General features: G+C 37.7%; 17 protein-coding genes. 2 read left to right on the forward strand and 15 right to left on the reverse strand.

Features of this window, described 5'->3' with window-relative positions; all coding sequences use genetic code 11:
* Positions 1-115: 115 nt before the first annotated feature.
* The 3 genes from AC0UA9_RS05685 to AC0UA9_RS05695 all read right to left on the reverse strand — a co-directional run bounded on the left by AC0UA9_RS05685 (position 116) and on the right by AC0UA9_RS05695 (position 2,083).
* A complete protein-coding gene (locus AC0UA9_RS05685) occupies positions 116-649 on the reverse strand; it encodes a hypothetical protein (protein ID WP_475658140.1) in 534 nt (177 codons plus the stop codon).
* Positions 650-912: 263 nt separating this feature from the next.
* Positions 913-1,251 (reverse strand): recombinase family protein, encoded by a 339-nt coding sequence (locus AC0UA9_RS05690; protein WP_475658142.1) that lies wholly within the window; start codon positions 1,249-1,251, stop codon positions 913-915.
* A complete protein-coding gene (locus tag AC0UA9_RS05695; protein ID WP_475658203.1) occupies positions 1,229-2,083 on the reverse strand; it encodes a DUF4158 domain-containing protein in 855 nt (284 codons plus the stop codon). Before AC0UA9_RS05695 ends, AC0UA9_RS05690 begins: the two co-directional genes overlap by 23 nt.
* Before the next feature lie 177 nt (positions 2,084-2,260).
* Here AC0UA9_RS05695 and AC0UA9_RS05700 point away from each other — a divergent pair, with 177 nt between their 5' ends.
* Together AC0UA9_RS05700 and AC0UA9_RS05705 are read left to right on the forward strand one after the other, a co-directional pair.
* Positions 2,261-2,497, forward strand: coding sequence for a hypothetical protein (locus tag AC0UA9_RS05700; RefSeq protein WP_475658146.1), 237 nt, complete (start codon positions 2,261-2,263; stop codon positions 2,495-2,497).
* 171 nt (positions 2,498-2,668) lie between these two features.
* Positions 2,669-3,718: a polysaccharide deacetylase family protein gene (locus AC0UA9_RS05705; RefSeq protein WP_475658148.1), complete on the forward strand. Its 1,050-nt coding sequence runs from the start codon at positions 2,669-2,671 to the stop codon at positions 3,716-3,718.
* Positions 3,719-3,839: 121 nt separating this feature from the next.
* Here the strand turns inward: AC0UA9_RS05705 and AC0UA9_RS05710 are convergent, their stop codons facing one another.
* The 12 genes from AC0UA9_RS05710 to gspM all read right to left on the reverse strand — a co-directional run bounded on the left by AC0UA9_RS05710 (position 3,840) and on the right by gspM (position 14,740).
* On the reverse strand, positions 3,840-4,460 hold the full coding sequence (locus AC0UA9_RS05710; RefSeq protein WP_475658151.1) for an SCO family protein: 621 nt from the start codon (positions 4,458-4,460) through the stop codon (positions 3,840-3,842).
* Between the two features lie 10 nt (positions 4,461-4,470).
* Positions 4,471-5,397 carry a heme o synthase gene (gene cyoE, locus AC0UA9_RS05715; protein WP_475658154.1) on the reverse strand — a complete coding sequence of 309 codons (927 nt, stop codon included), beginning with the start codon at positions 5,395-5,397 and terminating at the stop codon, positions 4,471-4,473.
* 115 nt (positions 5,398-5,512) lie between these two features.
* On the reverse strand, positions 5,513-6,535 hold the full coding sequence (locus AC0UA9_RS05720; protein WP_475658157.1) for a COX15/CtaA family protein: 1,023 nt from the start codon (positions 6,533-6,535) through the stop codon (positions 5,513-5,515).
* Between the two features lies 1 nt (position 6,536).
* Positions 6,537-7,130: a hypothetical protein gene (locus AC0UA9_RS05725; RefSeq protein WP_475658159.1), complete on the reverse strand. Its 594-nt coding sequence runs from the start codon at positions 7,128-7,130 to the stop codon at positions 6,537-6,539.
* A gap of 1 nt (position 7,131) precedes the next feature.
* Positions 7,132-7,923 carry an SURF1 family protein gene (locus AC0UA9_RS05730; RefSeq protein WP_475658162.1) on the reverse strand — a complete coding sequence of 264 codons (792 nt, stop codon included), beginning with the start codon at positions 7,921-7,923 and terminating at the stop codon, positions 7,132-7,134.
* A 153-nt stretch (positions 7,924-8,076) separates the two neighbouring features.
* On the reverse strand, positions 8,077-8,961 hold the full coding sequence (locus AC0UA9_RS05735; protein ID WP_475658163.1) for a cytochrome c oxidase subunit 3: 885 nt from the start codon (positions 8,959-8,961) through the stop codon (positions 8,077-8,079).
* A 46-nt stretch (positions 8,962-9,007) separates the two neighbouring features.
* Positions 9,008-9,565 carry a cytochrome c oxidase assembly protein gene (locus AC0UA9_RS05740; RefSeq protein ID WP_475658164.1) on the reverse strand — a complete coding sequence of 186 codons (558 nt, stop codon included), beginning with the start codon at positions 9,563-9,565 and terminating at the stop codon, positions 9,008-9,010.
* Positions 9,566-9,567: 2 nt separating this feature from the next.
* Positions 9,568-11,157, reverse strand: a complete 1,590-nt coding sequence (gene ctaD, locus AC0UA9_RS05745) for a cytochrome c oxidase subunit I (protein WP_475658165.1) — start codon at positions 11,155-11,157, stop codon at positions 9,568-9,570.
* Between the two features lie 3 nt (positions 11,158-11,160).
* Complete coding sequence (gene coxB, locus AC0UA9_RS05750; protein WP_475658167.1) at positions 11,161-12,324, reverse strand: cytochrome c oxidase subunit II; 1,164 nt, start codon at positions 12,322-12,324, stop codon at positions 11,161-11,163.
* A 590-nt stretch (positions 12,325-12,914) separates the two neighbouring features.
* On the reverse strand, positions 12,915-13,547 hold the full coding sequence (gene lexA, locus AC0UA9_RS05755; protein WP_475658169.1) for a transcriptional repressor LexA: 633 nt from the start codon (positions 13,545-13,547) through the stop codon (positions 12,915-12,917).
* Positions 13,548-13,683: 136 nt separating this feature from the next.
* The gene (locus AC0UA9_RS05760; protein ID WP_475658172.1) at positions 13,684-14,448 is read right to left on the reverse strand and encodes a type II secretion system protein N; all 765 of its coding nucleotides are present in this window, start codon (positions 14,446-14,448) and stop codon (positions 13,684-13,686) included.
* A gap of 172 nt (positions 14,449-14,620) precedes the next feature.
* Positions 14,621-14,740 carry a type II secretion system protein GspM gene (gene gspM, locus AC0UA9_RS05765; protein ID WP_475658206.1) on the reverse strand — a complete coding sequence of 40 codons (120 nt, stop codon included), beginning with the start codon at positions 14,738-14,740 and terminating at the stop codon, positions 14,621-14,623.
* Positions 14,741-14,753 lie beyond the last annotated feature (13 nt).

Genomic DNA, 14,753 nt, shown 5'->3' on the forward strand with positions numbered 1-14,753 from the left:
AGTGGTACCATTACTCCCACATTAATAGGGCAAAATGGTTCAATTGCTGTAACGTATCAATAAAAATATCCTCTAGCAGTTTTAATTTAACTTAAAACCGCTATTCAGAAAATAATTAAGCATAATAATTTACATAGCTAGGCGTTAATTCAACCAGCTTGGCATAAGTTTTAGGTGAACCAAGCCCTTCATTTCCCCAGTGCATTGCTAATTTATATGCATCTGATTGTTCATCTTGCATGTTTACAATACTCATTAAAATATCCTTGGCGCTCTTTCCCTCAGCCCGTCCTTGACTGATTAAGTCCTGTTCTTTTTTCAAAACATTATTAATTTCTGGTTCCACTTGACTGCTTAAGCGCTTTGCTCTTTCAAGTAATTCATTTCCGTTATTTTCATTGTCGGTATTTATAACTCCTCTCATATCAATACCGATCAAAGATGGCTTTCGGCCTACTAATGAGTTAACTCTGCTCTCCAATTCTTCTGGAGTAGCTGACTCAATAAAAGATATAGTATTTTGACGGAAGTCAAGATTATCGGTATTATAAGATTTATTAGGAGGATTTAAGGCTATTTGTTCAACTTTATTCGTATTATCACGAGTTTGTTGCACAGCATAGTTCTGTGAACCAATAGAATTTATCATGTCATTATCCTTAATTTTTTAATAACAAACTACATTTTTTGTATGAGTATATAAATACTTACTCATACTTTAAAAGCAAATAGCATACCAAAAATATTCTCTACTATTTTTAAAGCATTAAGTATAAAAATACACTCTAAAGTAGAAATATCAGTAATTTTGGTCAATAAAAACGGTAAATAAGGTCACTGTATAATTTTAAGTCGGCAAATTATTGCCGACTTAATAAGAGGGTAAACAGGTATTCAATTATAATACGTATTCTAATCAGGTAAAATTATTGTTTCAGTTGATACTTTTTCAAACACATCATTCAATATTCTATAAATGGTCGCTGACCCCAAGTCATAATTTTTTGCCAATTGACCAATAGATACGCCTTCTTTCCTTTTATTATAAATTTCTAAATCTATTTCATCGGTTCTCTTGGTTGGCCGACCAAATTTAACTCCATGTTCTTTAGCTTTAGCAATACCTTCTAATTGTCGCTCAGCGCGTAAATCAGTTTCAAATTCTGCGATTGCCGCTAACATGTTAAACATTAAACGCCCAGTTGGAGTAGATGTATCAATAGCTTGGTCAATTACCACTACAGTCTGCATGTCTTCTGAGTTTATAAACTGTCTTGTATTTAACTAATGACGCGTAGTATTCAAGGTTTTTGGGGGATAATTTGAGTTCAGCAATAAGCACTTTAATTTCAGGGTAAAGTAAACGTATAGTTTTATGTGTCTTCAACTCTTGTGCTATTTGACTAGCCGAAAAGTCTTTAGCCATTCTTTTCAATTTGGTTAGGTCAGTAAAGGTACTATTTGATTCAAGTAATTTAAGTAATATGGCTTTTGTGGATTGAGTTAAATTTTCAGTGAGAATATGCTCAATACGGCTTCGTTCATTTGATAAAACGGTTGAGATAGTGTCTTGTAGTGTTGTATAACCAGCAAGCGCTATTCTGTTTTGACCAAAATAAGCAATACACTCATCGAAAACATACCTAGGCTCTAAGTTTATTTTTACGACATCATTGAGTCTTTTAAGAAGTAGTTCTTTATCTACTTTACTATGATAATTTGAAAAGCCAGTATAGTTAAGTAACTTTTTGAACAGCTTTGTTTTTGTTGTTCGAGGTAAGTCAGTCAACATTATATCTTTACCATTGAAATATTTAGTTCTGACATAATCAAGATCAACAATAACATCTTCAAATGAAAAATTAAAAATGATAGGCCGCGATCTAAAGTAGCCTAATAACAGGATAAAATATACTCTGGTTTCTAATCGTCTTAGCTCATTAACCAGTTTTTGGGTTTCACTATCCAATGAAAAATAGTCTTCTCTGTCTGTATGATTAAAGTTAGGAAGAGCGTAAAGTTCGTTTATTTCAGACGATGTAAGTATTTGAATACGTTTAGTGGTTGGGTTAGTGATGATAATTGACCTTTATAGTTATTTTACACCATCATGACTTATGAGTGGTCAATAAATAATCTTAAGGTTCATTTCGAGGGGATGGGCACAAAACCCCATTAAGGCTTCAAGCTTGACCTTTATCAAGCAGTTTAACCTTTAAGCTGCTAAACTGTTTCTTTATCATCTTACTTGGAGAAATAAATGGAACCCGTTAAACATTTGCCTAAGCACTTCTGGCAGAAAGTAATCACTGTGCTCGCTAATACTTGTTTTATTTGCGCAGCTATTGGGGTGATAATAACTCTGACTTATGTAAATGAGGTAACCAAAGAATATAAAGCTGCTTTAGGCGCTATTACCTTCTTTTCTTTCTCTATTGGCATTGTTTTAAAAGCCATTGCTAGCACTAGTATCCCAAGCTTGAAACCGAAAAAATAAGTGCTTTGTGAGTACTAATGCTTTTTCCTTCCCTGGTTAGCCGTGACTAGGTCAAATAAATAACCAACATTTACTAATGGGCAACATTATATTGCTAAGATTTTTGACAAAAAAATGTTATTTTATTAGTCTTTTGAGCAAAATTGCTACTTTATTATAGGAGACTCTGTGATGAAAATTAATCTTACATTGCTGTTTTTATTGTTTTTTCATTCAACAAGTTTTGGTGCTGTTATTTTACAGTATCATCATGTTAGTGATCTAACGCCTAAAAGCACAAGTATTACACCGAGCCAGTTTGAGGTGCATTTAACGTATCTACAAGACAATGGTTTTAATGTCATCCCTTTGTCTGAAATCGTTGATAAGATTAAGCGCAGAGAACCATTAACAGACAAGACTGTTGCCATTACTTTTGACGATGCTTACGCGAATGTGTTAACACAAGCTAAACCATTACTTGATAAGTTTAACTACCCTTATACAATATTTGTTAACCCCAGTATTATTTCGCAAAACTCTTCTGCCTACCTTTCATGGCAACAGCTTAAATTATTAGCTGATGAGGGCGTTATTATTGCTAACCACGGCTTTACACATGATTCTATCGCACGTATTCCTGATGATGTAACACAAAAACAATGGCTAATGAAACAAACCGAGTTATTACTAAAGTCTGAAAAATTAATTCAAGAAAAAACTGGCCAAAGTTGGCGGTATTATGCTTACCCATATGGTGAATATACCCCTGCTATACAAAGCTGGGTAAGGGAAAATGGCTTTGTCGGTTTTTCTCAGCAATCTGGAGCTGTTGGCTTAGACACAGATTTAACAATTTTACCTCGTTTTCCGGCCTCAATGCCTTACGATGAAATAACCGCATTGCGTGATAAGTTAAATTCACTGCCTTTTAATATACAATTGTCAGGAAAAGAAGCGGAAACCATTTTTGAATATAAAGAAGCGACAAGTGTTACCTTTACCGTTGAAAGTGATGACTTCTATCAATCAGGATTGAATTGTTATATTTCTGGTTTAGGAAAACAAAAAATACAATGGCAAAGTGATAACAGCTTTACCATCAATTTTAACGGTGATCTACCTACAGGACGCGTACGTTGCAACTGTACTGCCGCTAGCATCAGCAAACCGGGTCGGTACTATTGGTATTCTAAACCTTGGTTTATTTTAAAAGAAGGTGGACAGTGGTACCCTTTATAGCAGTATTAATATTAGCGGCTGAAAAACTCATCAGCCAAACTATGTATAAAGCTACCGAGTACTGTCGCCTCTGCTTGCTCAATAAGGTGAATTATAACTGTATAAGTGTTAATCATATTAATTAATACAAGGCGACTATTTTTTTGAAGTCGCCAAGTAATTTATCATTATTTATCGTCGGAACTTTTCCAACCTCTTGCTCTGGCTTGAATATAGACGTTATTTGCCCATCTGGATTTACTAAAACAATTGATGCACTGTGATCTACTAAGTACCCTTCTTCTTCGCCGCTAATAGCATACATTAACCCTAAATTACGTGCGAAAGGGAATAAGGCGCTATGTTCACCTCTTAAGGCAATAAACTCTGGGTTAAAATAAGGAATATATTGACTTAACTTCTCTTGCGTATCTCTAGTGGGATCTGCACTGACTAACAGCACTTGCGTATTACTCGATACAGCTTTTAAATCTTCATAAATAAAGCCCAAGTTTTGTAACGTTGTTGGGCACACATCAGGGCAAGAAGTATAACCTAAAAAGACTAATGACCACTTATCTTTAAAGTGCGTTGCATTAAAAGCATTACCATTATGGTCCGTTAATTCAAACGGTTTAATGTCCCTTGGTTGTTGGTAATATAACGCATGCTCTGGCTGAGCCGACTGATCAACCTGTTGAAAAACCAACACGCCAATAATGGCGGCAACTAAGCCACCTAAATAAACAAAATAATTTTTCATACACTAGTCTCTAGCCAATTGGCAGTAAATAATGATCAAATAACAATATAATAAATAATAACATTAAATGAACAATCGAAAACTTAAAGGTATCCATTGCTGTACTTTCATCAGCATTAAACTTCAATTTCCACGCATAAGCAAAGAAAATCAGGTTAAGTACTACTGCACCAATTAAATATAACCAATTACTCATGCCAACTAAATACGGTAGTAAGCCAACGACAAATAACAGTATTGTATAAAGTAAAATTTGGGTTTTAGTGAAATTAACACCATGAGTAACTGGTAACATTGGAATATTTACTTTTGCATATTCATTTTTACGATGAATAGCCAGTGCCCAAAAATGTGGCGGTGTCCAAGTAAAAACCAATAGCACTAACAAGAGTGCATGTGGGTGAATTTCATTGGTCATCGCAGTCCATCCCAACAAGGGCGGAATTGCACCTGCTAGGCCCCCAATAGTAATATTTTGTGGGGTGGCGCGTTTTAAGTACAAGGTATACACAAAACTATACCCTACTAGCCCAGCTAACGTTAGGTAGGCAGTTAATGGGTTGACTAAAGTGAATAGTAAAACAAAACCGAATAAGGCCATACTGACAGCAAACACGATGGCATTGTTAACTGTAATTCTTCCTTCGGGCAAAGGTCGGTTATGCGTTCGGCCCATGATGGCATCAATTTTCTCATCAACAATATGATTAATTGCCGCCGCTGCAGAAGACAACAAAGCAATCCCTAACATTGCTGGTAAAAACAATTGCCAAGGTAAGCCTCCTGGCACTGACAAACTCATACCCACGACAGCTGTTAACACTAATAAGGCAACAACTTTAGGCTTGGTAATGTCATAATAGGCACGCCACTTAGGTAAATATTTAGATAACGTTATCCGCGCTATTTTTGTAGTATTAATTACTTCATCTGACATAATATTTCCCTTGTTGTAATAGCGATAACACCCACTTGAGTATCCGAGTGTTCACTTCTGCATCATGTACACCTTAGCACTATTACCTGGTTCGCCAATGTAAATTTAGTACTAGTTAGATTTTACCGCGTAAACGATAAGTTAGGTTAATAAGCGTTAGCAGTAAACAGGCGGCGACTACGTTATGTCCGACGGCAACATAAAGGGGTAATGAAAACAAGATATTACTAACGCCTAGTACCACCTGACCCGTTAAAACTAACCCAACCACTATTGCCGAAGCTTTAAATACGCCCGTGCTCGCGTTAATGTATACCATTAAAGTAAGCCATAATAAGTATATTGTAGTAAAGATTGCGCCAAAACGGTGCATTACATGTACCGTGACACGTTCATCATGTGTTAAGTGCCCAAACTCATAGCTGTCGAGTTTAGGGGGGACTAAATCAAAGGAGTTTTCAAAAGTCAATTGTGATTGCCATCCTGGCTGACAAATTGGCAACTCTACACAACTTAACGCAGCATAGTGAGACGAGGTCCAGCCCCCTAGTGCTATTTGTCCAGTTAAAATAACAATCCCAAGTAAGGCATAACGGCCATATTTTTTAATTGAGAAATCACTTCGCTTAATTCGGCTTGACCTTAGGCGTAAATGCAGCAAAAACAATAGGCTCAGTGTGGTAAACCCACCTAATAAATGAGCCATAACCACTATTGGCATTAATTTCATGGTTACTGTCCACATGCCTAATGCCGCTTGAAATACAACAATGACCAAAATAAGTAAAGGCAAACGTAGCGGTGTACCTTGCGCCCTATTTTTAAATGATAATAAAGCGATGGCCAAAATAAATAAGCCCAATGCACCGGCAAAATACCGATGAATCATTTCATTCCACGCTTTATGTGACTCAACTGGGCGTTCTGGAAAGGCTAATTCTGCTTTTGCTATTTGTTCTGCTGTTACCGGTACATCAAGCTGTCCGTAACATGTCGGCCAATCTGGGCAACCTAAACCCGCATGCGTTAAACGCGTATAAGCGCCTAAGGCAACAACAACAAATGCTAACAAAATGCTAATAAAAACTAATTTTCTAACGACATGATTATGTTTCACATATAGTGCTTGTTCGCCCATATTAACCCACCTTCGAGTATTTAAGCAGTTTTTTCATATCGGCTAAAATCTGTTTACCAAACTGTGGCAAAGACTCAAGGTCTTCAGGTATTTTATGGCTTAATAAAACATTACCCATAGGGTCGACAATCAAAATTTGTGGTTGTATTAATTGCTCCTTAGTTTGTTGCGACATTGGCGTTAATTGCCATTTACTATTCGCAATATGTTCAAGCTGAACAGTAGGCAAAGCCTCTTGATATAAGGCGACGGGAGTAACTCTTGGTGTATCTTGACCTATGGCAATGTAAGTGTTGTGAACAGAGTTAAAAACTTTTTGACAATGCATGTCGCACTGATTAGGCAGGTTATATAGAATCAACCATTGATGGGGAAATTGGCTATTGTCAATATCGAGTTTATCAAGGGTGAGGCCGTTTTTTAATAAGGTACCCTTATTTGTAACGCCCGTTGTTAACCACTCGCCATCTAAAGCAAGTTTAGCCAATACAACTGGCAAAATAAAAACAGCAATCATCAGTAAAAAGCTACTACGGTTTTTTCTTTTTATAACCCTCTCTTGTGAGACGTTTTTTTCATCTTGCACTAAACTCATACTACTTTGCCTTACTGTTATTATTACCATTACTTTTACTAACGCCAAACTTGGCCCAGAGCATCAACAATAGCCAAGCTATAGCTAGGCTAAACCACTGAAAAGCATAGGCGCGGTGCTTCTCTGGTGGCATCACTATTGGTTGCCAATTTTTTTCAAAACCTAACCTTTCGTTTTTATCCATATACACGACAAAAGGCAAGAGTTTCCGTTTGATTAATAATGAAAACTTCTCTAATTCAATTTGTTGCACTCTTAGCGGCCAGCTTACAGCTGAAAACACTTGCTCTTGTAATAAAACTCCGGCTTCTATTAAACGAATATGTCCTTGAAATCTGTGGTTTCCATGCAAGGCTGAAATATTAGGTAATTCTTGTCTATTCAAAGAGCCTGCTACCCAACCAAGGCTGACGAGTACTGCAAACTTATCGGTTACTGCAACTTGGTAAACGCGATAACCTAATCGTCCTTTACTTACTTGGTTATCTAATAAAAAAACTTGGTTTTCATTAAATTCACCGTTTACCAATACAGGGTAATCATTAACTGCATTTAACGATTGATTTTCACTCGCCAAGCTTAACACTTGCGTTAACGTCAATGGCGCTTGTGCACTTAGTTTTTCAATTTGCGTTAACCGCTGCTCCTTTTCTAATGCCCTCGCATTTTGCCAAAAGCCAAGTTTCACTAAGACTGAAAAAACCAGTACAGTAAGTAACAACCAAAGCAAGTTAAGCTTACTAACAGAGTGTAATCGCGTTTTATTTTCACTTGAGTTTTCACTATTGAGCATTAACAAGAAAACCCTTATTGTCGTTAATATTTATTATTATTTCTGCGAGATAACCACTAATATAAACGCATTTGAGTAAAGCAAAAGAGACAGCATTGACAACAGCCAATGCGTACCCCACACCATTACTACAGTTTTAGCACGGTATTAACATCACAAGATGTAAACAAAAACAAACAGTAGCACCCAAACCACATCAACAAAGTGCCAATACCAACTAGCCGCTTTAAACGCAAAATGATTATCAGGTGTAAAGTGCCCTTTAAGCACCCTAAAAAACATCACAATTAACATAATGCATCCGAGTGTTACATGTACTCCATGAAAGCCCGTTAACATATAAAAAGTATTACCGTAGATCCCACTGCTTAAATACAATTGCATTTCATCAGAATAACCATGGACATATTCCAGTATTTGGAGCGAGATAAAAGCTAATCCCAAAATAATGGTAAAGCCTAACCAAGCTTTTAGTTGTGGGCGTTTGTTTTTTTCTAATGCCACATGGGCAAAATGCGCCGTAAACGAGGAAGTGATTAACAAAAGTGTATTGATTAAGGGTAAGCCATACCATCCCATTCCTGTGGTTTCAGTGCCATCAGGTGTTTTAATAAGTGGCCACACTGCAGTAAACTCTGGCCATAAAACAGCGGCTGTTTCAGCATTGTTTCCTGCCCCCCCCAACCAAGGAACCGAAAAGGTACGTGCATATAGCAATGCGCCAAAAAAAGCTGCAAAAAACATCACTTCAGAAAAAATAAACCAACTCATGCCCTGTCTAAATGAGTTGTCCATTTGGCGGCTATACTTGCCGGCCATGGATTCAGTGATAACATTACTAAACCAGCCTGCTATCATATAAATCACTAGCGCAATACCTGCTAATAAGATGTATCCACCATAACCACTGGCTTCACTTTGCATATCACTGACATAATTAGCAGCACCAACCGCAATCATAAATAATGCTACTGCGCCAACTATGGGCCAGTGACTTTGTGATGGCACATAATAACTTTCATAATCTTTCGTTGTCATTTTTATTCCCTCTTTACTGTTAATAGCGATAAGAGTTATCAATGCATTACGAGTCTGCCTTTTCACTAACGTCATATAAGGTATATGATAATGTCAGCGTGCTGATATCTGCTGGCAAGTCTAGATCAACATAAAACTGCAAACCCATTTCAACTTCTTCACCACTTTTTAATGGTTGTCGCGCGAAACAAAAACATTCAATTTTTTGAAAATAACCAGCAGCAATACCTGGAGACACTGACGGCACTGCTTGGCCAATAATGTCACGTTGTGATTGATTTTTTGCAAAAAAATTAACAAACTTCATTTCACCAGGATGTACGGATACCTCATTAATAACGGGCTCAAATCGCCAGGGTATTCCCTTGGCCATTCGAGTAATAAACTGCACTTTTATCGTACGCGATGTATCAACACCGTCATCGGTATAAGTGACTGCAGCATTATTCGTTTTACCGTTTAAGCCTGTGATATCACAAAAAACATCGTATATAGGCACAAGGGCAAAACCAAAGCCAAACATAGCAACAACCATAAAAACGAGTTTTTTAATAATTTTACTATTACTTGCCTTAATAGGCTTTTGCGTTATGTCATCATTCATGATTAGTCAACCTTCGGTGGTGTTGTAAAGGTATGATAAGGTGCGGGACTGGCCACAGTCCATTCTAAGCCTTCAGCACCATCCCATGGTTTAGCGGGTGCTTTGTCACCGCCCCTAATGCATTTGATTACAACAGCTAAGAAGATTAGCTGTGATAAGCCAAAAGCAAAACCACCAATACTGACCCATTTATTAAAGTCTGCAAACTGCAAGGCATAATCTGGGATCCGGCGCGGCATACCTGCTAACCCTAAGAAGTGCATAGGAAAAAAGAGTAAGTTGACCGAAATTAATGAGCACCAAAAATGCCATTTAGACAAGGCGTCGCTATACATATGGCCCGTCCATTTAGGCAACCAATAGTAAGCTCCTGCATAAATTGAAAATAATGAGCCCGTGACAAGCACATAATGAAAGTGCGCAACAACAAAGTAGGTATCGTGGTATTGAAAGTCTGCAGGTGTTAGCGCCAGCATCAAGCCTGAAAATCCGCCAATGGTGAACAAAATAACAAAAGCAATTGAAAACAACATGGGCACTTCAAATGATAATGAACCACGCCACATCGTTGCAACCCAGTTAAAGACCTTAACGCCTGTAGGAACCGCGATTAACATAGTACAGTACATAAAGAATAGCTCACCAAATAAAGGCATACCTGTGGTAAACATATGATGAGCCCAAACAAGAAATGACAACAAGGCAATTGCTCCTGTTGCATAAACCATAGAGCTGTAACCAAAAAGTTTTTTACGCGCAAAGGCGGGAATAACTGTTGAAACAATACCAAATGCCGGCATAATCATAATATAGACTTCAGGGTGGCCAAAGAACCAAAAAATATGCTGGAACATTACAGGGTCACCACCACCAGCAGCATTGAAAAAGCTGGTACCAAAGTAAGTATCAGTCAACACCATAGTAACAGCACCTGCTAGCACTGGCATGACGGCAATTAGCAAATAAGCCATGATAAAAAACGTCCAAACAAACAGTGGCATTTTCATATAGGTCATACCCGGTGCACGCATATTCATAATGGTAACAACGACATTAATTGCTCCCATTATTGAAGATACTCCCATAATATGCACAGCAAAAACAAAAAATGCCGTACTACCATTTGAGTAAGTGGTTGACAGCGGAGCATAGAAGGTCCAACCAAAATTAGGCGCACCACTGTTCATAAAAAAGGTAGAAAGCAAAATAGCAAACGCGAAAGGTAATATCCAAAAACTCCAGTTATTCATACGGGGCAAAGCCATATCTGGCGCACCGATCATCATAGGCAACATCCAGTTAGCGAAACCGGTAAATGCTGGCATTATTGCGCCAAAAACCATAATCAGCCCATGCACTGTAGTTAACTGATTAAAAAAGTCGGGTTCTACTATTTGTAAACCTGGCTGAAATAACTCAAGCCGGATTACCATCGCTAATGCGCCCCCCGTTAACAGCATAATAAAAGAGAACCATAAATATAATGTGCCAATATCTTTATGGTTAGTGGTAAATAGCCAACGTTTAATACCTTTCATTTTATGATCGTGATGCTCATCATCAAGGGATTCATTTATTATATTTGTCGTCATGTGTTACTCCCCGCCTGCTGCTTTAACATCTGAGCTTTGAACTAAATCACCCGTGTCATTACCCCAAGCATTACGCTCAAATGTAGTCACCGCTGAAATTTCTTGTAGTGTTAATTGTTTACCAAATGGTGGCATCATACCTTTACCATTGACGATTAAATTAATATGCTCTGTAATACTGCCTTGCGTTGCAACCACACTGCCCTTCAGTGCCGGAAATGTGGGAGGCAACCCTAACCCCGTTGGTTGGTGGCAGGCTGCACAATGAGCCATATAAGTTGTTTCACCTAACTGCATTAACTCCTCTTTACTCAGAGAAGCAGTTAAAGAGGCCCGCTCAGCATCAGCGGCTTTTGCGGTTAAAGCATGCTGTTCTTTCAACCATGCGTCATAATCTTCGCTCGATTTCACTTCAACAACAATGGGCATAAAACCATGGTCTTTACCACAAAGCTCAGCACATTGGCCACGATAAATGCCAGGTTTATCTACATTCGTCCATGCCTCATTGATAAAACCAGGGTTAGCATCTTGTTTAATTGCAAAGGCAGGCACCCACCAAGAGTGAATAACATCATCGGAGGTAATAAGAAATCGAACTTTTTTATTGGCAGGGATAACTAAGGGTTTGTCAACTTCAAGTAAATAGTTTTCACCTTTAGCTGTCTCATTGCCTTTAAAGCTACCATTTTGATTCTCATATTGCTCTCTTGGTGTTGAAAGCACAGAGTAATACTCAATGTTTTGATCAAAGTATTTATAGTGCCACTTCCACTGAGACCCTGTTACTTGGATAGTAATGTCGGAATTTTCATTATTTTCCATGCTAATTAGTGTATTAGTGGCAGGGATAGCCATGGCGATAAGTATAATGACAGGGATGGCAGTCCAAAGTATCTCAACCTTGGTGCTTTCATGAAAATCAGCGGCTTTTGCTCCTTTAGATTTACGATGAAATATCATTGACCAAAACATGATACCAAAAACTACAACACCAATACCAGTACATATATAGAGTGCAAGCATATGTAAATCATACACTTCTCTACTAATCGCTGTTGCTCCTTTAGTCAAATTTAACTGTGAATTTGACCAGGCCGAACTAGAAAAAAGGCTTAAAATAAATAACCCAATTCCCATCAACCTACGATGGTTAGCTCTCTTCACTCAACTTCTCCCTCATTATTACCTACTTAAGCTAAAAAATGATTTTAAATATCACTTCAAAAACAAAGGTATAAGAAATAGAAAACAGAAAAGCAGCAATGTACTTCATACTCATTAAACTGATTAACTGTTAATTTAGTTATTATTTTCAAACAAGATAGTAATACCCTATTTAAAATTTATTAAATTAACTGACGTGAAACTGCTAACTCAGCACTACATGAATGTAATAGTAAGTTTGGGTATCGAATTAGCACATCAACGTCTTTTTATTTTTATACAGTTCTTGCTTATTATTTTGTTCGATTCCCACTCTAGAATCGCTCAAAACTTGATCTACGTCAAATGGTAATTATAAAAAAAAGCTGTAGTATCAATAGAGTAAGCACTCTAAAGCTTTGGAATAGCTTGATAGATATAGCCTATAGCTTTTTTCATTGATCTTATATTTACTAAGAATTATTGGCTATATAACAAGCAAAGTGGGTTTTATTAGTTAAATCGGGTGATATATAGGGGGATAGATAAGAAAGGTGTTGCCGCCAAAGTCTTTAGCAGCAATTGATTAAAAAAGACTAAAGCAACGCAGTTTACATCCAATTACCGTTACGAATTACGCCAACGGCAAGCCCTTCAACATTGAATTCTTGGCAAGTAAGATCGACCTTTATTGGCTCAAAATTATCATTTTCTGCGACTAAATAAACAACATCACCGTCTCGTTTGTAACGCTTAACCGTGACCTCGTTCTCTACTCTAGCAACAATGACCTGACCATTTTGAATATCGCTGGTTTGATGTACTGCTAATAAATCACCATCTAGAATGCCAATATTTTTCATACTTTCGCCATTAACTCTTAACAAGTAATTGGCGGGAGGATGAAACAAATCACCATTCATTTCATAATGTTGTTCAATATGCTCTTCTGCTAATATAGGTTCACCTGCAGCAACGCTACCCACCAGTGGCAAGCCTTCTACTACATTAAATTGCTCAGCTAAACGTATGCCACGCGAAGTGCCTGGCAACATTTCTATATAGCCTTTTTTTGCCAAGGCCTTTAAATGCTCTTCGGCAGCATTAGCTGATTTAAAACCAAAAAAAACTGCTATTTCAGCTCTTGTAGGTGGCATTCCTGTTGCTTGAATGTTTTCTTTTATTAAATCAAATATTTGTTGCTGGCGCTTAGTTAAAGGTTTTAATTTATTTACGATTGGCATTAGCTTTTCCTTTCTAGGTAAAACGCTGTATTTATTCACAACTGTTATTATATACAGCCACAAGGTAAACACAAGGTTTTACTGCTTACTAGCAAGGGTTACCTATCCTACTTTACTAACGCACTCACCTTTATACTCAGAAGACTAAGCGATAACGACCCTGACTGTCTTGTCTACCCAAAAACGGCAGGGCGTCATTAAGGGCGGCAGGAAATTTAGCGCCAGGTTGTAAATATCCTTCACCTGATACTTTACCGCCTTGTGCAACATACGCGGTAAAGGTTAACCCTAAATCATTTTTAGGTGACATTACTAGCGCTAGCGTGCCTTGGTCACAGCTAATATCGGCAGTTAATATGCCTAACGGTACAGTACGAGACAGAGCAGTAACACCAGCTTTAGACCACGCGCCATTGCCTGTTGCACTAACGCATTGATTGTTTTTGCTAAAATCAATTTCCGCTGATGCAACAGTTAAGGTGACATCACCTTGCGCTAACATAGGTAAAGGTAGCGGTAGTTGTTGTGCTATTTCATTAGCGCTTATTAACATATTAGCATTGCTTATTTTTGCTTTCGTTGACGACAGTACTAGATCAAAAGCCCCTTCTGGACCAGCATTAAACGGGTCACCAAATGTGATTGATAACTTAGGGGTTAATGACAATAAAGACCAAGGGCTTAACTGTGCGCTAACCTTGTTAATAGGCGTACCATTTATGACAACTTGTGCGATATTAGTGTGCCAAATACTGCCGCTAACGCCTGAAAGGTAAAGGCTTTTTTTAACATTATTAGGTAATGGTACTTGCTGTAAAACGAATGCGCTTGGCAAGGTAGCAATTACAAAGCCAAGATAAGCGATGACAAAAATAATGCCCATGGCAAGGTTTTTTTTCATTAGTAGTCTCTGTTTAACATTTGAAATTATAAGTACTAGCCGCTAGATTTTAGGCGTTGGGCTCTAGATGCTAGACGCTATTTTTGCTTAATTTTCACATCTGCCTGAATTTTATTCAGGCACCAGTTTTTATTATTGTTATGCACAATTAACCTTTACACTTTCCAGCTTATTACCGCCCAAGCTGTAAACGCCTCACCTTCACTTCTCCTTGGTTATTGCCCTGTGTTAGGTCAATGGCTTGTACTTGTACGCCTTCTTTGTTGGTTAGGTGCTCTAACCAAACCAACAGTTGTGTAAAGGGA

It is taken from the genome of Colwellia sp. F1, from assembly GCF_056238625.1.